Consider the following 16,795-nt stretch of genomic DNA (forward strand, 5'->3'; position numbering starts at 1 on the left):
CCCGCCGCTAGGGAGATCGGCATGCGAGCCCTCCTTTCCGTCACCCTCCTCGGCCTCCTGCTGGCAACCGCCTGCAAGGGGCCATCGGGCAGCTTTCCCTCGCTTGCGCCTCGGCCCGGCGAAATACCGCGCGTGATCGACGCCCCCGACGCCGAACAGCAGCCCGGCCTCTCCGATTCCGAGCGCGCCGGCCTGTCGGCCGATGTCGCCCGCGAATCGAAGGCGCTGGCAGACGTGGAAAAGGCGATGGCAAGCGAAGGAGCGCAGCTGACCAGGGCACTGCAGGCCGCGCGCGGCAGCAAGTCCGGCTCGGAAGCCTGGTCCAACGCGCAGATGGCGCTGTCCCGCTACGATCTCGCCCGCAGCCCGCTGGGCGATATAGAGGTGCGCCTGACGCCGCTGCTGCGCATGGTGGACAGCCTGCCCGGCTCGGATGCGGACCGGCAGGCGGTCGAAAGTCTCGCCGCCGCCACCGCTTCCGCCATCAGACGTTCGCAGCAGCAGGTGAACGCCGCCAACCGCCAGCTGGGATGATCATTGCGCCGACAGCCGCAGCGCCTGGATCCGGGTGCTGTTCGTCGGCGCCAGCAGGATCTGGCCGCTGATCCGGCCTTTCTCGCAGGTCCAGCTGAACCGGCCCGACATCGCCCCGTCCGGCACCACCGGCACCGCGGTATCGCAGGCGCCGCTCGCCGCCTTCAGCCTGGTAAGTTCCGCCGCCCAATTCCGGGCCGAACGATCCAGCAGCATGTTCATCGCCAGCCGCTCCGGCTGCACGTCGATCCGCCCCTCGGCCCAGACCTGCCGCGCCGTCGCATAGCCTTCGGCCAGCATCGGCGTCAGCGGCACAGGCCGCGCCTGTATCACCCCCGCCCGGCTCAGCACGCCGGCAGCATCCCACACCGGCGGCAGCGGCGCGGCATAGGTGCGGTTGGAAAAGGCGAAGATGCCGACCCCCGCCTCGGGCAGCAGCAGCATGTGCGAGCCATATCCGGGATAGCCGCCGGAATAGAACATCACCGGCCCCAGCAGGCAATCGGTGCCGCTGACCAGCCCGCCCGCATAGATGAACTGCAGCCGGCAATCGGCGGCATCCTTGCCCGGCCGCGCCCGGCCGTGCGGCAGCCCGCCGCCGGCGCGCATCGCCCGCAGCACGGCGCCGTCCGCACCCACCTTCGCGGCCACAGGCCAGCCCGACAGCAGATGCGCCACCCATTTCGCATAGTCGTTGGCGGTGGTGACGACGCCGCCCATCGCCCCGAACTCGCCGTCGCGCATCTCCGGCTCCAGGCTCCACTGGCCGTTTTCCCAGCGATAGCCCTGCGCCAGCCGATCGCGCGGCACCGCCTTCACGTCATAGGTGGTGGCGCCCATCCCCAGCGGGGTAAACACCGTCTCGCCGACAAAGCGCTGGTAGGGTTTGCCCGACACATTGGTGATCACCCGCCCCAGCGTCGCATAGCCGAAGTTGGAATATTCATAGCGCGTGCCCGGTGCGCTCTGGAACGGCACGCCGGCCTTCAGCTTCGCGGTGAACTCTGCCGGGGTCAGCACCTGCTGCCGGTCGCCCCAGGGATCGTCGGTCACAAACCCCGCCATGTGGTGCATCAGCTGCTCGACAGTGATGCCGGCGCCCCAGCCGGCCATTTCCGGCACATATGTCGCAGCCGGATCGTCCAGCCGCAGTTTCCCCGCCTCCTGCAGGCGCAGCACGCCATAGGCCGTGAACGCCTTCGACATGGAGGCGATCCGGAAGCGGCTGTCGGCCGTCACCGGGCGGTTGGCGACGATGTCCTGCACGCCCAGTCCCTCGACATGGATCAGCGTGCCATCCTTCACCACGCCCCACACAAGTCCGGGCACATGATTCGCGGCCTTCCACTCCTCGAAGCCCTTGCGGATCTCGGGCAGGCTTGGGTCCAGTTCCGACTGGGCGATGGCGGGGACGGAAAGCGAAAGGGCGGCAAGGCCAAGAGCAAGAAAACGCATGACCGGCATCCTAGCCAGACAGGCGCCGGCCTCAAGCCCGCTTCGGTGCGTTCACTGTGAGAAGCATCCCAAATCCAGCCAGCAGCAGGACCAGCACGGTCGCAAAACCGCCCTGCTGGCTTTGCGTGGCGATGGTGCCCCACGCCACCAGCATCGGCCCCAGCCACATCGTCGCCGTGCCAGACAGGGCATAGAGGCCGAAGAAGGTGCCGGCCCGCTCAGCCGGCACCAGATAGGTAAGCAGCGTGCGGGAGGAAGCATAGGCGGCGGTAATGGAAATGGCGCTGATCGCGGCGATGCCGATGAAGGCAAGCTCCGGCAGGGTGGTGAACATCGGCCCGTCGAACAGCGGCGTCGAATCCACCGGCATCCATGCGATCCTCGTCGGCCGCGTCCCCAGCAGCGCCACCAGAACCATCGAGGTAATCGCAATCTCGATCAGCACCGCCGCCTTCGGCCCGATGCGCGGATCCAGCCAGGCGGCCAGGAACCCGCCCGCCACCGCAACGATCGACATCAATATGCCATAGGCCAGCATTTCCAGCGTGCCCCAGCCCATGGTGCCCGCCGCCAGCACGCCGGAAAACAGCAGGATCGCCGTCTTCCCATCGGCATAGAGCATGCGCGCAAACAGGAACTTCGCCGCCTCCCGCTCGCGCTTCAGCTCGCTGAACATCGCCTTCAGGTCGGCCACGCCCTTGCGCGCGGCAGAGCTGAGCTTCTCGCCCTTGCCCGTCACGTCGGGCACGCCCCACAGGATCAGCGCAAGGCCGATGGCCAGGCTGATGGAAACGATCGGCCCCGCCAGCCGCGCGGGCTCATGCGCGGCCTGGTCCAGCCCGAACAGCGGCGTCGCCGGCACAAAGCCCCAGCTCACCACGCCGGGCAGCGAAAAGGCCCACATCACGAACAGCAGCACGGCGACGGAAATGGCGTTCCCCATCGCCAGCCCCATGCCCGACGCCCGCGCCGTCTGGCCCGGGGCCGCCGGCAGCAGCAGGGCGTTGTGGAACACCTCCGTCCAGGCAAAGAGGATGGATTTCGCGACCAGCATGCAGAGGAACAGCGTCGTCCCGATCGGCCCGCCCGGATAGACGAACCACATCATCGCATAGATCGGGATCATCAGCAGCACGGTCAGCGCCAGCGCCGGCTTGCGCGGGCCCAGCCGGTCCACGATCACGCCCAGCAGCGGCGCTGTCAGGGCAACGCCCCAGCCGGCATATTGCCCGGCCAGCGCCACCAGCGCCTGCCCGGCAACCGGCGTTTCGGCGACCACCCGCACATAATAGGGCATGAAGACATAGATGGTGATCAGCATCACCGCCGGGTTGCGGAAGCCCTCGAACGCTGCCCAGCACCAGGCCGAGCGCGAAAGGCCGCCGGCAGCCGGAGGCGCGGCGGTGTGGGCCAGACTGCTCAGGGCAGTTCCGCCAGCGGCAGCACCGTCGTCGCCTTGATTTCCTCCATCGCAAAGCTGGAGGAGACATCTCCCATCGGCGCCACCTTGATCAGGCGCTTGTAGATGCGGTCATAATGGGCGATATCGTGACACACGATCTTCAGCAGATAATCGACCTCCCCAGCCATCCGATAGAGTTCCACGACTTCCGGGATGCGCGATACTCCCTCCTGAAACAGGTTCAGCCAGTTTTCGTCGTGGGCACCGGCGCGGATGGAAACGAATGCGGTGACGCCCAGGCCCACCGCCTCGCGGGAGAGCAGCGTGACACGGTCGCGGATCACACCCGCCTGCTCCATCCGCCGGATCCGCTTCCAGCAGGGCGTGGAGGACAGCCCGACCGCCTCGGAAAGCTCGTTCAGCGAGACGGAGGCGTCCTGTTGCAGCACGGCCAGGATGCGGCGGTCCGCCGCGTCGAGTGAAATTTTCTCCATATCGTGTCAAAGATAGCTTAGAATTCTACGTATGGGCAAGATCGGGGCGAAATTTGGAAAGACCTTCCCCGGTTTTCGAGCCAGTTTACAGCAGGATTTCTGCCGAAAGGATGCTCGTTGCAGTCGCTAGCCAACCGCCTCTTCCGCGATCACCCCGCGTCTGTCGATGAAAGCTATCTGCAGCATATGGGCGTCGCCTCCAGCTTCGGCTGGGCGATGCTGCAGGCGAGCGGCGCCTGCTTCGTGCACGCCCTTGTGCCCGGCCTCTGCGAAAAGACCGGCAGCACCATCATCCGCCGCCTGCACGACCGGATGGTCGTGAACCGGGTGGCGCAGCACCCCGCGCAGAAAACCGAATCCGAAGACGCGATGCTCTGGCTGGCTGCCAACATCTAGGAAACAACCTAAGCCTGGGCCTTCCGGTAACGCTCCAGCTCGTCGCCCACCAGCCGCACCACGTGCAGCACATTGGTGGAGCCGGGCACGCCGAAGGGCACGCCCGCCATCACCACCAGCCGGTCGCCGGCGCTGGCGATATGGTGCCGCAGCGCCATCCGCTTCGATTTGGCGACCATCTCCTCGAAGCTGCCGATGTCCTGGGTATGCACGGCATGCACCCCCCAGCTCAGCCCCATGCGCCGCGCCGTCGACAGCTTCGATGTCATCACCAGCAGCTTCGCCGGGATGCGCTCCCGCCCGACCCGCCGCGCCGTCGAGCCGGAGGTGGTGAAGCAGACCACCGCCCGCGCCCCCACCGTCTTCTGGATCGAGCGCGCCGCCTCGCAGATGGCGTCGGCGGTCGTCGGCTCGGGCAGCGGCTGCACGAAGCTCATCTGCTCGCTATAGGCGTCGTCCCGCTCCACTTCGCGGGCGATGGCATCCATCATCGCCACCGCTTCCACCGGCCATTTCCCGGCGGCGCTCTCGGCCGACAGCATGACGGCGTCGACGCCATCGTAGATCGCGTTCGCCACGTCGGAGACTTCGGCGCGGGTAGGGCTGGGGCTGACGATCATCGATTCCAGCATCTGCGTCGCCACCACCACCGGCTTTCCGGCCAGCCGCGCCTTGGTCACCAGCAGCTTCTGCGCGCCGGGCACCCGCTCGGGCGGCAGTTCCACCCCCAGGTCGCCGCGCGCCACCATGATGGCGTCGGCCTGCTCGATGATGGCATCGATGTCGTCCAGTGCCGCGGGCTTCTCGATCTTCGCCATCAGCAGCGCCTTGCCGCCGATCAGCTTCTTCGCCTCCGCCACATCGTCGGCGCGCTGCACGAAGCTCAGCGCCACCCAGTCGACACCGGCTTCCAGCGCCAGCGACAGGTCGCGCCGGTCCTTGGGCGTCAGGGCCGGCAGCGGCACCACCACGTCGGGCACGTTCAGGCCCTTGTTGTTGGAGAGCACACCCGGCACCGTGACTTCGGTTTCCACCGCCCCGTCCAGGGCCTTCAGCACGCGCAGCACCAGCTTGCCATCGTCCAGCAGCAGCCGGTGGCCGGGGCGCAGGACGGCAAGGATCTCCGGATGCGGCAGCTGCACGCGGCTGGCGTTCCCAGGCGTCGCATCCGAGTCCAGCCGGAACCTCTGCCCGGCCTGCAGCTCCACCCGGCCATCGGCAAACAGCCCCACGCGCAGCTTCGGCCCCTGCAGATCGGCCAGGATCGTCATCGGCCGCCCCAGCACCGATTCCAGCGATCGGACGGTGGCGATCAGGTCGATCTTGGATTGATCGTCGCCATGGCTCATGTTGACGCGGAAGGCATCGGCACCGGCCTCGTAAAGGGCGCGAATCTGCGCCGCGGTGTTCGATGCGGGGCCAAGCGTTGCAAGCACGCGCACCTGCCGGGTACGGGGCGGACGATGGGTCGGGGGGGTTGGCACGGTTGCGGGGTCCTGCTTCGCTTTGGCGCTTGGATTTTGCCTGGGCCGTTCCTTAGGGCAGGAAGCAGCTATCCGCCAGATGAGCATGGAAGATGAAATCGATGGAACGGGATCACCCGCACATGGAGCACCCGCACATGGAGCAGCTGGAAGCGGCCGCCTTTCGCCGGCTGCTGGAGCATCTGCGGATGCGGCAGGACGTGGCCAACGTCGATCTGATGGGGCAGGCGGGCTTCTGCCGCAACTGCCTGGCCGACTGGCTGGCCGAAGCCTCGGTGGAAACGCCCTGGCCGCTCACCCGGGAGGAGGCGCGCAACCACGTCTATGGGGAGCCCTATGTCGACTTCAAGGCGCGCCAGCTGGAAGCGACGCCAGATCAGATTGCCCGGATGGAAGAAAGCCTTGCCGAGAATGCGCGGCAGCGCCGTGCTAGGGGCCTGAAGCTTGACCGGCAGCTGGAAGACACGTTCCCCGCGAGCGATCCACCCAGCATCACCGGGCCGCGCTAAGAGGAAACGCGCTAAGAGGAAAACAGACGTATGAGCAGCATCGATCCCCTGTTCCAGCCCTTCATCTCGCCGAAGCTTTCGCTCCCCAATCGGGTCGTGATGGCGCCCATGACGCGCAGCTTTTCGCCGGGCGGCGTACCGGGCGCCAATGTCGCCGAATATTACGCGCGCCGCGCCAGGGGCGACGTCGGCCTCATCATCACCGAGGGCACGGTCATCGACCGCGCCGGCGCCGCCAACGATCCGAACGTGCCGCATTTCCACGGCGAAGCGGCGCTGGAAGGCTGGGCGCGCGTGGTAGAGGCGGTGCATGCCGAGGGCGGCCGAATCGCGCCGCAGATCTGGCATGTCGGCTCTGCCATCAACGGCCAGAACCGCGATGACAGCAACGCTGAAAGCCCCTCTGGCCTGTTCAAGCCGGAACGTCCCTGGGGCCGGGAAATGTCGCTGGAAGACATCGACGCCGCCATTGCCGGCTATGCCTCGGCCGCTGCAAGCGCCAGGCGCCTGGGCTTCGACGCCGTCGAGGTGCATGGCGCCCACGGCTATCTCTTCGACCAATTCCAGTGGGAAGGCACCAACCAACGAAGCGACATCTGGGGCAAGGACCGCGGCCGTTTCGCCCGCGAAGTGGTGGCCGCCGTCCGCGCGGCAGTCGGCGACGACTTTCCCTTCATCCTGCGTCTCTCGCAGTGGAAGCAGCAGGATTATGCCGTGAAGCTGGCGGAAACGCCGCAGGCGCTGGCAGACTGGCTCGGACCCTTGTCCGATGCAGGGGTGGACATGTTCCACTGCTCGCAGCGCCGCTTCTGGGAGCCGGAGTTTGAAGGGTCTGACCTGAATTTCGCAGGCTGGGCGAAGAAACTGACCGGCAAGCCCACCATCACCGTCGGCTCGGTGGGGCTGACGGGCGAGTTCATCGCCGGCTTTGCGGGCGAGGCGTCGCAACCGGCACCGCTCGATTCGCTGGGCGACCGGCTGGCAGCGGGCGAATTCGATCTGGTCGGCGTGGGCCGGGCGCTGATCGTCGATCCGGACTGGGCGGTGAAGGTGCGCGAAGGCCGCAGCGATTTCAGCCCGTTCGAGCGAAGCGCACTCGCCACGCTGGTCTGACCTCCGCCCCTCAATCTCCGCTGCCCCCGGCCGTGAAGGACGGGTCAGCAGCGGAGATTTGAAGGATGATTGGCAAAACGACCGACCCGGCCCAACCCACGATCGCCTGTTGCCGGCTGGCGGTTCAGGCGGCCGCTCTCAAGTCGGCGCGAATCCGCGCCGGACTCGATCTGACGGCCCTGCTGGTGGCGACTGCGGTTGCCGCGCAACTGGGCGAGACGCCCTATGACAAGCTGCTCGCCGGAACGGCGATGCTGTCGGTGGCGGTGCTCGTCTTCGTGTTCCGCCGGGGCCGCGATCTGGAGCGGCTGGCGCTGGCGCGCCGCTGGCGCGAGGAAGCGGTGCAGGGCCGGGGAATCCCGATATCCCGCTGGCGCGCAGGCGAGCCGCTTGCCGGATGGGAGGTCCGGCGCGGCGAAGCGCTGGCGCAGGATCTCTGAGCCTATGCTGCCTGCGGCGATCGGGCCGCGAAGAAGCGCTTGCGCCACAGCGAGATTCCGACTCGCGTGGAGGTAACGAATAAGCTAAGGTAAACGCGGTACAGTTCGGCTTGTCCGGCCTGTGCTCGCCTTTTTGAATTGTCGTGCCGAAGTCGAACGTCGCCCACTGAATGTCAAGTTTCCGGCCTGTTGGCCTGGTTTTTTGTCCGCAGGAAGTGACCGTCCCGATCCAGGTCAGGCGCTGAGGAAGGCGTTTTGAAATGCCCTGTTGGCTTGCCATACTGGCTTGCCGGCGCGGTGTTCGGCAGATGGTGCAGGAAGGTGGCGGTCCGGGTAGTGGCATGGGGCCAAGGTTTGGGCAGTTCACAAATTTGAAAGACGGTTCTTCGAGATGAGTTACGACGACAAGCGGCGCGGTGGCGGCCGCGGACGGGGCGACGACAAGCGCTCGCGTGGGTTTGATGAAGGTGGCAGCAGCGGCGGCTTCGACTTCGATTCTGGGCGCGGTGGCTTCGGCGGCGGTCGCAGCGGCGGCTTCGGCGGTGGTGGCTTCGGCGGCGGCGGCTTCGGCGGCGGTGGCGGCGGTGGTCGCAGCTTCGGCGGCGGCGGCGGTGGTTTCGGCGGCGGTGGCGGCGGCTTCGGCGGCCCGCGCGGCAACAACAACCCCGGAATGGTCATCGGCACTGCCAAGGGCAAGGTGAAATTCTTCAATGCCCAGAAGGGCTTCGGCTTCGTCGTTCGCGACGATGGCGGTGAAGATGTCTTCCTGCACATTTCCGCTCTCGAGCGCGCCGGCATGACCGACGTGGCCGAGAATCAGGAAATCGAGTTCTCGCTGACCGAGCGCAACGGCCGCGTTTCCGCGACCGAAGTGACCATCGTCGGCGAACCGCTCGCCGTGGAAGCGCGCGCTCCGCGTCCTCCGCGCGAAGGCGGCTTCGAGCGCGGTCCGCGCCCGGCCGGTGCCGGTGGTGGCTTCGGCAACCGTCCGCCTCCGGTGACGGACGGCACCCGCTATGAAGGCACGGTCAAGTTCTTCAACGGCCAAAAGGGCTTCGGCTTCATCGCCCGTGATGACGGCGGCGCAGACGCGTTCGTCCACATCTCGGCCGTGGAGCGCGCCGGTCTTTCCGATCTTGCGGAAAACCAGCGGTGCACCTTCGAGCTGGAACTGGATCGTCGCGGCAAGCAGGCTGCGGTGAACTTGGAACTGATCTGAGTCTTCGCGGGCTCAGCCCGCGAACGCCTCGGAAAAATGTCGGCGGCACACGGCCACATAACGGTCGTTGCCGCCGATTTCCGTTTGCGCGCCTTCGCGCACGGCGCGGCCTGACGAATCCACCCGCAGATTCATCGTCGCCTTTCGGCCGCAGAAACATACCGCCTTCAGCTCCACCAGCTTGTCCCCCACGGCCAGCAATCGCTCGGATCCGGGAAACAGGCGCCCCTGAAAATCCGTGCGCAGGCCATAGGCCAGCACCGGCACATGCAGCCGGTCCACGACGGCGGCCAGCTGATCCACCTGCCCGGCAGACAGAAACTGCGCCTCGTCCACCAGCACGCAATCCGGCGGATTTGCAGCAACCGCCTCAAACAGGTCGGTCGCCGGGCTGAACACATGCGCCTCCGCCTCCAGACCGATGCGGGAACCGATGCGCCCCGCGCCCGCCCGGTCGTCGACTGCGGCTGTCCACAGCATCGTCTTCATCCCGCGCTCGCGATAGTTGAAGCTCGCCTGCAACAGCGTCGTCGATTTGCCGGCGTTCATCGCGCCATAATAGAAATAGAGCTGCGCCATCAGATCGTCTGTTCACCGCACTGGTCGCAATCGCTGCGTTCGATCTGGATGGTGGTGTGGGCGATGCCGAACCGGGATTTCAGCCCGCCACTCACCTGTTCGATCAGGCCGTCCGCCCGGTCGGCCGGCACCACCAGATGCGCGGTCAGCGCCGTTTCGGTGGCGCTGATCGGCCAGATATGCAGGTCGTGCACGGCCTCCACGCCAGACCTCTCGGACAGCCACTGCTTCACCGCGACCACATCGATTCCGCTCGGCGCGGCGTCCATCGCCATGTCCAGCGACTGCACCAGGATCTTCCAGGTGGAAACCAGGATCACCGCCACGATCAGCAGGCTGGCAACCGGGTCGATCCAGCGCGCGCCCGTCCACAGGATCAGCGCGCCCGCCACCATCACCCCTACGGAAACGCCGGCGTCGGCAAACAGATGCACCACCGCCGCCCGCCGGTTCACATCGTCCGGATGGCCGCCCATCAACAGCCAGCCGGAAAACAGGTTCAGCACCACGGCAATCCCGGCGATCAGCATCACCATGCCGCCCGGCGGCGCCTCGATCTCCGGGGTCATCAGCCGGCCAACCGCCTCGAACACCAGCGCCCCGCAGGCGAACACCAGCAACAGCGAATTCACCAGCGCCGCCAGCACGCCCGCCTTGCCAAAGCCATAGGTGCGCCGCGGCGACCCGGCGCGCGTCATCAGCCAGGCGGCCCATCCCGCCAGCACCAGCCCCAGCACATCCGAGGCATTGTGCCCGGCATCCGCCAGCAGCGCCGACGACCCAAGCGACAGCCCCATGACAAATTGCACGGCGACCACGCCAAGGTTCAGGAGGATCGCAAGCGCATAGCGCCAGCCGCTGGCATCGCCATGATGGTGTCCATGGTCATCGTGCAAACCGGTCGAATGACCGCCGTGGGTGTGGACATGTGCATGCGCGTGAGCCATGGCCCGCACCCTGCCAAATGCGCTGCACCGCCGCAATCCGGCTTGACCCTGCAGCCTCTGTGCCTAAATAGGACTTGTTTAGTCCGAATTGCCGAAACGGAGTCGATGCTGCGTCTTTCCAACCTTGCCGACTATGGCGTCGTGGTGATGACGGCGGCCGCGCGCTCGGCCGCTGACGGGCGGCTGACGTCTGCCGCGCAGATCGCCGGGCTGACGGGTATTCCCGCCCCCACGGTCGCCAAGCTGATGGGCCAACTGGGCCGCGCCGGCCTGCTGTCGTCGCAGCGCGGCGTCGCCGGCGGCTTCAGCTTGTCGCGTTATGCGCAGGACATCAGCCTCGCCGACATCGTCGAGGCCATCGACGGCCCGATCGCGCTGACGCATTGCGGCCAGCCCGGCGGCGATTGCTGCGGCCTTTCCACCTCCTGCCATGTGAAGCCGCACTGGGCGCCGGTGAACCGCGCCGTGAAGGCAGCGCTGGCGGATGTGTCCCTCGCCGAACTTGCGCAGGTCAAGCAGGCGGAGCCGGCATGAGCGCGACGTTGCCGGAAGTCCGGAACGCGGAGGCCTCTGCGGCCGTCGACGAGCTTTCCACCTACAAGTGGGGCTTTGCGACCGATATCGAGCAGGATTTTGCGCCCAAGGGCCTTTCCGAAGATACGGTGCGCTTCATTTCGGCGAAGAAGAACGAGCCGGAGTGGATGCTGGAATGGCGGCTGAAGGCCTATCGGCTGTGGCTGACCATGCCGATGCCGGACTGGGCAAAGCTGCGCATCCCGCCGATCGACTATCAGGACGCCTATTATTACGCCGCGCCCAGGACGAAGCCGACCCTGGCCTCACTGGACGAGCTCGACCCCGAAATCCGCCGCACCTACGAAAAACTGGGCATCCCCATCGAGGAGCAGAAGGTGCTCGCCGGTGTGGAGGGCGCCCGCAAGGTGGCCGTGGACGCCGTGTTCGACAGCGTTTCCGTGGCGACCACCTTCCGCGAGGAGCTGAAGCGGGCAGGCGTGATCTTCCTCTCCATCAGTGAGGCGATCCGCGAATATCCGGACCTGATCCGCAAGCATCTCGGCTCCGTGGTGCCGGTGCGCGACAATTATTTTGCCTGTCTGAACGCGGCGGTCTTCTCCGACGGCACCTTCGTGCTGGTGCCGAAGGGCGTGCGCTGCCCGATGGAGCTTTCCACCTATTTCCGCATCAACGCCGAAAACACCGGCCAGTTCGAGCGCACGCTGATCGTCGCCGAAGAGGGGGCCTATGTGAGCTACCTCGAAGGCTGCACCGCGCCGATGCGCGACGAAAACCAGCTGCACGCAGCCGTGGTGGAACTGGTCGCGGAGGCAGACGCCGAGATCAAATATTCCACCGTCCAGAACTGGTATCCCGGCGACAAGGACGGCAAGGGCGGCATCTATAATTTCGTGACCAAGCGCGCCCTGTGCCGTGGGGCGCGGAGCAAGGTGAGCTGGACGCAGGTGGAAACCGGTTCCGCCATCACCTGGAAATACCCCAGCTGCGTTCTGGCGGGAGAGGACAGCGTCGGCGAATTCTATTCCGTCGCCGTCACCAACAACTACCAGCAGGCCGACACCGGCACCAAGATGATCCATTTGGGGAAGGGCACGAAGTCCACCATCATCTCCAAGGGCATTTCGGCGGGCAAGTCCGACAACAGCTATCGCGGCCTCGTCCGCGTGGGGCCATCCGCCGAGGGCGCGCGCAACTTCACCCAGTGCGACAGCCTGCTGATCGGCGACCAGTCCGGCGCCCACACCATTCCCTACATAGAGGTGAAGAACCCCAGCGCGCAGATCGAGCACGAGGCGACGACCAGCAAGATCAGCGAGGACCAGAAATTCTACGCCATGCAGCGCGGCCTGTCCGACGAAGAGGCGGTGGCCCTGATCGTCAACGGCTTCTGCAAGGAAGTGCTGCAACAACTCCCGATGGAATTCGCGGTGGAGGCGCAGAAGCTGCTGGGGATCAGCCTTGAAGGGTCGGTCGGATGATGATGATGCCGGACGTTCCCGCCGTTGTCGCGCCCGCGCCTGCGGCCGACGAGGATATCATCGTGGCCGCGCGGCGGATGGCCGAGGTGCGCGTCACCCTTGGACGGGATTCGAGGGGCCGGGGGCAATGCGGTATTCAGGTTTCCAGCGGCGACCCCTTTGTCGACGAGCTGGCCTGCCGCGATCTTTCAATCTGCCTGCAGCCGCGCAAGGCAACGCCCGAGCAGGTGAACAGCTGCATCGAGGCGCGCAAGCCGGGCCTCGTCGACCAGATCGCCATCTATTTGCAACGCCAGCGGAATGCCAATGTTGAAAATTGAAAACCTCCACGCCACCGTCGGCACGCGCGAGATCCTGAAGGGCCTCACCCTCTCGGTGAACGCAGGCGAAGTGCATGCGATCATGGGGCCGAACGGCGCGGGAAAATCGACGCTGGCGCATGTGCTGGCCGGCCGCGAGGGCTATGAAGTCACCAGCGGCTCGGTGACCTTCGACGGCAAGGAACTGCTAGAACTCGCCCCTTATGAACGCGCGGCGGCCGGCCTGTTCCTGGGCTTCCAGTATCCGGTTGAAATCCCCGGCGTCTCCAACCTGCTGTTCCTGCGGACCGCCATGAACGCCCAGCGCAAGCTGCGCGGCGAAGGCGAAATCTCCGGCGCCGAGTTCATGAAGCGCGTGCGCGAGGAATCCGCCGTGCTGGGCCTCGACATGGAAATGCTGAAGCGCGGCGTGAACGTCGGCTTTTCCGGCGGCGAGAAGAAGCGCAACGAGGCCTTCCAGCTGGGCATGCTGGCGCCGAAATTTGCCCTGCTGGACGAAACCGATTCCGGCCTCGACATCGACGCCCTGCGCATCGTTTCCGAAGGCATCAACCGCTTCCGCTCGCCGGAACGCGCCGTGCTGCTCATCACCCATTATCAGCGGCTGCTCGATCATGTGCGCCCCGATTTCGTCCACGTGCTGGCCGGCGGCCGAATCGTGAAATCCGGCGGCCCCGAACTCGCCCACGCGCTCGAAGCCGAGGGCTATGAAGGCATCGCGGCGTGACCAGGCTGCCCACACGGCACGATGAGGAATGGCGCTGGGCCGATCTGCGCCACGCGGATGCCTTCGCCGGAACGCCGGCGCCCGCGAACGACAGCCTGCCCGATGCCGAACCGCACTGGCTGGACCTGCCCGGTGAGCGCCGCCTGTTCGCCGCCGGCCACGCCATCGATCGCGCGACCGAAACGCCCGAAGCCGATCCGCAGGCGCCCCAGCATCCGCTGGCGGACCTTGCCCGCGTTGCGGCGACCGCCGGCACGCGCATCGCGCTGGCCGACGGCGAAGACGGCGGCACCGTGCAGATCCTGCACATCGGTACCACCGGCTCGGCGCACGGCGTCACCCGGCTGATGCTGGGCGCGGGCGCCAGGCTGACGCTGATCGAATCCTTCGCCGACGACGACCACGACCATTGGCTGAATCACCGTCTGGACGCAGAGCTTGGCGCAGGCGCTTCGCTCACCCGCATCGTCCGTCTGCGCACCAGCCACGGCCTCGTCTCCGAACGAGCCTATGTGACGCTCGGCCCGGATGCCCGTTTCACCCAGCTGGCGGTGGCGAGCGCCAACGGCTCTGCCCGCAGCGAAGTGCTGGTTCGCCACGACGGCGCAGGCGCGCACGCCGATGTGAACGGAATCCTGCTCGGCGATGGAGCAGCGGCGCTCGATGCCCTCACCCGGCTGGAGCATCGCGTGCCGGACACGACCTCGGGGCAGGTGTGGCGGCTGGTTGCGGCCGGCAAATCGCAGCTGTCGGTCTCCGGCGGAGTCAATGTCGCCCGCCACGCGCAGAAAACCGACGCCGAACAGTCGCTGAAGGCCCTGGTGCTGAAACGCACGGCTTCTGCAAACCTGAAGCCGGAGCTGGAGATCTTCGCCGACGATGTGAAGTGCGCGCACGGCTGCACCGTGGGCGAGCTGGACCGGGCAGGCCTCTTCTACCTGCAATCCCGCGGCATCCCGCCGCACGAGGCCGAGGCGCTGCTGACCCGCGCCTTCGTCGCCGATGCGCTGTCCGCCATCGCCGATCCCGCCCTGCGCGAGGCGCTGGACACCGAAACCCGGCTCTGGCTGGAGCAAAGGACATGAGCACGCTGCCGCTCGCCGCGCATCATGTCTTGCCGCCGCGCCTGCTGGATGTGCGCGGCGAATTTCCCGGCGTTCCGGCAGACTGGGCCTATCTCGACGCCGCCGCCACGTCGCAAAAGCCGCGCGCGGTGATCGAGGCCATCAACCGTGCCTACGCGCAGGACTATGCCACCGTGCACCGCGGCGTTTACGCCCGCTCGGCGCACATGACCGAGGCCTATGAAGCCGCCCGCGAAGCCGCCGCCGGCTTCATCGGCGGCGCGGCAGACGAAGCAGTCTTCGTGCGGGGCGCAACCGAGGGCATCAACCTCGTCGCCGACACCTGGGGCGAGCAGACCATCGGCGAGGGCGACCGGATCCTGCTGAGCCAACTGGAGCATCACAGCAACATCGTGCCCTGGCGGATGCTGGCCGATCGCAAGGGCGCCGAAATCGACGTCGCCCCCCTCACAGCCGATGGCCGCATCGATGAAGCAGCGCTGACAGCGCTGATCGGCCCCCGCACAAAACTGGTCGCCGTCGCCCATGTCTCCAACGTGCTGGGCGGCGTCGCCGACATCCGCCGGATCGCAGACGCCGCCCACGCCAAAGGCGCGCTGCTGCTGGTAGACGGCTGCCAGGCCGCCCCGCGCGTGAAGGTGGATGTGCGGGCGCTCGGCGCCGACTTCTACGTCTGGTCCGGCCACAAGCTCTACGGCCCCACCGGCATCGGCCTGCTCTGGGCGCGGCGCGAGATCCTCGCCGCCATGCCGCCCTGGCAGGGCGGCGGCTCGATGATCGACGACGTGCGCTTCGAGAAGGTGACCTACGCCGCAGCGCCGCAACGCTTCGAGGCGGGCACCCCGCACATCGTCGGCGCCGTCGGCCTGCACGCCGCCATCCGCTGGGTGGAGGACATCGGCATCGAGGCCATCGACGCGCACGAACGCGCGCTGCTGGCCATCACCCGCGCCGAGCTTGGTCATCTGAACAGCGTCCGCCTTTTCGGCCCGGAAGACTCCGCCGGAATCCTGAGTTTCGCCGTAGCTGACGTGCATCCGCACGATGTCGCCACCATATTGGACGAAGGCGGGGTCGCGATCCGCGCCGGCCACCATTGCGCCCAGCCGCTGATGCGGCATCTGGGCGTGCAGGCAACGGCGCGCGCCAGCTTCTCCGCACACAGCAGCGAGGCCGATGTGGCCCGGCTGGTGAAAGGCATTGAACGCACGATGAGGATTTTCGGATGAGCGTGAAGGAAACCCCGATCCGCCGCTTCGACGTCGAAATCGTCGACGCAGTCGAGGCGCCGCCCAAGGCGCCTCCGGTCGGCGCCCCTGATGCTGGAAGCGGCGAGCGCAAGCGCGACTATCTGGATGGTTTCCTGTCGCAGCCGCAGGCGGCGGCCACCGCAAACGAAGGCGAAGACGAGCTGAAGGACGCGGTCATCGCAGCGCTTCGCGACATCTTCGATCCGGAAATCCCGGTGAACATCTACGATCTCGGCCTTATCTATGGTGTGGAGATCGTCGACGGCCACGCCATCGTCACCATGACGCTGACCACGCCGCACTGCCCGGTCGCCGAATCGATGCCCGCCGAAGTCGAACTCCGCGTCATGTCGGTGCCCGGCATCGCCACCTGCGACGTCAATCTTGTATGGGATCCGCCGTGGAACCCCGCCTCCATGTCGGACGAGGCACGCCTGGAGCTTGGAATGCTATGAGCACGACCACCGCAGAACGCCCAGCGCGGACCCGCCCGGCGCCGATCACCCTGACCGCCAATGCCGAAGGGCGCATCGCCGAACTGATGGCAAAGGCCACCGGCCCGGTGGCAGGCGTCCGTCTCTCCACGCCCAGGCGCGGCTGCTCCGGCCTTGCCTATTCCATCGACTATGTGGAAACGCCGAAGCCGGGCGATGAACCGATCGCCACCCCCGCCGGCACGCTCTATGTCGATGGCGCCTCGCTCCTCTATCTGATCGGCTCGGTGATGGACTGGGTGGAGGATGATTTCACCGCCGGCTTCGTCTTCAACAATCCGAATGCCAAGGGCAGCTGCGGCTGCGGCGAGAGCTTCACGGTCTAGCCGCAG

Annotated in this window: 20 protein-coding genes; 14 read left to right on the forward strand and 6 right to left on the reverse strand. The window is 66.8% G+C overall.

Translation table 11 applies throughout. The features are described 5' to 3' along the window. Window positions 1–21: 21 nt before the first annotated feature. Window positions 22–534, forward strand: a complete 513-nt coding sequence (locus tag IM784_RS06245; RefSeq protein ID WP_199554432.1) for a hypothetical protein — start codon at window positions 22–24, stop codon at window positions 532–534. Here IM784_RS06245 and IM784_RS06250 read toward each other — a convergent pair whose 3' ends face one another. The 3 genes from IM784_RS06250 to IM784_RS06260 form a co-directional block, all read right to left on the reverse strand. After that, window positions 535–1,989: a serine hydrolase domain-containing protein gene (locus IM784_RS06250; protein ID WP_235976602.1), complete on the reverse strand. Its 1,455-nt coding sequence runs from the start codon at window positions 1,987–1,989 to the stop codon at window positions 535–537. Window positions 1,990–2,020: 31 nt separating this feature from the next. Beyond that, the gene (locus IM784_RS06255; RefSeq protein ID WP_199554434.1) at window positions 2,021–3,310 is read right to left on the reverse strand and encodes an MFS transporter; all 1,290 of its coding nucleotides are present in this window, start codon (window positions 3,308–3,310) and stop codon (window positions 2,021–2,023) included. A gap of 98 nt (window positions 3,311–3,408) precedes the next feature. Then, window positions 3,409–3,885: an Lrp/AsnC family transcriptional regulator gene (locus IM784_RS06260; RefSeq protein ID WP_199554435.1), complete on the reverse strand. Its 477-nt coding sequence runs from the start codon at window positions 3,883–3,885 to the stop codon at window positions 3,409–3,411. Window positions 3,886–4,002: 117 nt separating this feature from the next. Between IM784_RS06260 and IM784_RS06265 the strand changes: the two genes are divergently transcribed. Beyond that, entirely contained in the window at window positions 4,003–4,281 is a 279-nt protein-coding gene (locus IM784_RS06265; RefSeq protein WP_235976603.1) for a DUF6356 family protein, read from the forward strand. 8 nt (window positions 4,282–4,289) lie between these two features. Here the strand turns inward: IM784_RS06265 and pyk are convergent, their stop codons facing one another. Then, the gene (pyk, locus tag IM784_RS06270; protein WP_328799465.1) at window positions 4,290–5,765 is read right to left on the reverse strand and encodes a pyruvate kinase; all 1,476 of its coding nucleotides are present in this window, start codon (window positions 5,763–5,765) and stop codon (window positions 4,290–4,292) included. 92 nt (window positions 5,766–5,857) lie between these two features. Between pyk and IM784_RS06275 the strand changes: the two genes are divergently transcribed. From IM784_RS06275 to IM784_RS06290, 4 genes are all read left to right on the forward strand, one after another. Then, entirely contained in the window at window positions 5,858–6,274 is a 417-nt protein-coding gene (locus IM784_RS06275) for a DUF1244 domain-containing protein (protein ID WP_235976604.1), read from the forward strand. A 30-nt stretch (window positions 6,275–6,304) separates the two neighbouring features. After that, window positions 6,305–7,387: an NADH:flavin oxidoreductase gene (locus IM784_RS06280; RefSeq protein WP_199554437.1), complete on the forward strand. Its 1,083-nt coding sequence runs from the start codon at window positions 6,305–6,307 to the stop codon at window positions 7,385–7,387. A 65-nt stretch (window positions 7,388–7,452) separates the two neighbouring features. Next, on the forward strand, window positions 7,453–7,827 hold the full coding sequence (locus IM784_RS06285) for a hypothetical protein (RefSeq protein WP_199554438.1): 375 nt from the start codon (window positions 7,453–7,455) through the stop codon (window positions 7,825–7,827). Between the two features lie 391 nt (window positions 7,828–8,218). Next, window positions 8,219–9,046: a cold-shock protein gene (locus IM784_RS06290; RefSeq protein ID WP_199554439.1), complete on the forward strand. Its 828-nt coding sequence runs from the start codon at window positions 8,219–8,221 to the stop codon at window positions 9,044–9,046. 12 nt (window positions 9,047–9,058) lie between these two features. On the opposite strand, the gene IM784_RS06295 is transcribed toward IM784_RS06290, so the two are convergent. Next, window positions 9,059–9,625: a thymidine kinase gene (locus IM784_RS06295; protein ID WP_199554440.1), complete on the reverse strand. Its 567-nt coding sequence runs from the start codon at window positions 9,623–9,625 to the stop codon at window positions 9,059–9,061. Further along, on the reverse strand, window positions 9,625–10,572 hold the full coding sequence (locus IM784_RS06300) for a cation diffusion facilitator family transporter (RefSeq protein ID WP_199554441.1): 948 nt from the start codon (window positions 10,570–10,572) through the stop codon (window positions 9,625–9,627). Before IM784_RS06300 ends, IM784_RS06295 begins: the two co-directional genes overlap by 1 nt. 105 nt (window positions 10,573–10,677) lie before the next feature. Here IM784_RS06300 and IM784_RS06305 point away from each other — a divergent pair, with 105 nt between their 5' ends. From IM784_RS06305 to IM784_RS06340, 8 genes are read left to right on the forward strand one after another with little or no spacing between them, the layout of a single operon-like run. Further along, complete coding sequence (locus tag IM784_RS06305) at window positions 10,678–11,106, forward strand: SUF system Fe-S cluster assembly regulator (protein WP_328799466.1); 429 nt, start codon at window positions 10,678–10,680, stop codon at window positions 11,104–11,106. Next, a complete protein-coding gene (gene sufB, locus IM784_RS06310; RefSeq protein ID WP_199554442.1) occupies window positions 11,103–12,587 on the forward strand; it encodes a Fe-S cluster assembly protein SufB in 1,485 nt (494 codons plus the stop codon). The genes IM784_RS06305 and sufB overlap by 4 nt, the downstream gene beginning before the upstream one ends. Continuing rightward, a complete protein-coding gene (locus tag IM784_RS06315) occupies window positions 12,584–12,907 on the forward strand; it encodes a hypothetical protein (protein WP_199554443.1) in 324 nt (107 codons plus the stop codon). Before sufB ends, IM784_RS06315 begins: the two co-directional genes overlap by 4 nt. After that, window positions 12,894–13,634: a Fe-S cluster assembly ATPase SufC gene (gene sufC / locus IM784_RS06320; RefSeq protein WP_199554444.1), complete on the forward strand. Its 741-nt coding sequence runs from the start codon at window positions 12,894–12,896 to the stop codon at window positions 13,632–13,634. Before IM784_RS06315 ends, sufC begins: the two co-directional genes overlap by 14 nt. After that, complete coding sequence (locus IM784_RS06325) at window positions 13,631–14,719, forward strand: SufB/SufD family protein (RefSeq protein WP_199554445.1); 1,089 nt, start codon at window positions 13,631–13,633, stop codon at window positions 14,717–14,719. Before sufC ends, IM784_RS06325 begins: the two co-directional genes overlap by 4 nt. Continuing rightward, window positions 14,716–15,948, forward strand: a complete 1,233-nt coding sequence (locus tag IM784_RS06330) for a cysteine desulfurase (RefSeq protein WP_199554446.1) — start codon at window positions 14,716–14,718, stop codon at window positions 15,946–15,948. Before IM784_RS06325 ends, IM784_RS06330 begins: the two co-directional genes overlap by 4 nt. Beyond that, on the forward strand, window positions 15,945–16,424 hold the full coding sequence (locus IM784_RS06335) for an SUF system Fe-S cluster assembly protein (RefSeq protein ID WP_199554447.1): 480 nt from the start codon (window positions 15,945–15,947) through the stop codon (window positions 16,422–16,424). Before IM784_RS06330 ends, IM784_RS06335 begins: the two co-directional genes overlap by 4 nt. Beyond that, window positions 16,421–16,789 carry a HesB/IscA family protein gene (locus IM784_RS06340; protein WP_199554448.1) on the forward strand — a complete coding sequence of 123 codons (369 nt, stop codon included), beginning with the start codon at window positions 16,421–16,423 and terminating at the stop codon, window positions 16,787–16,789. Before IM784_RS06335 ends, IM784_RS06340 begins: the two co-directional genes overlap by 4 nt. Window positions 16,790–16,795: the final 6 nt, after the last annotated feature.

This window comes from Sandaracinobacteroides hominis, assembly GCF_016464365.1.
Classification (GTDB): domain Bacteria; phylum Pseudomonadota; class Alphaproteobacteria; order Sphingomonadales; family Sphingomonadaceae; genus Sandaracinobacteroides; species Sandaracinobacteroides hominis.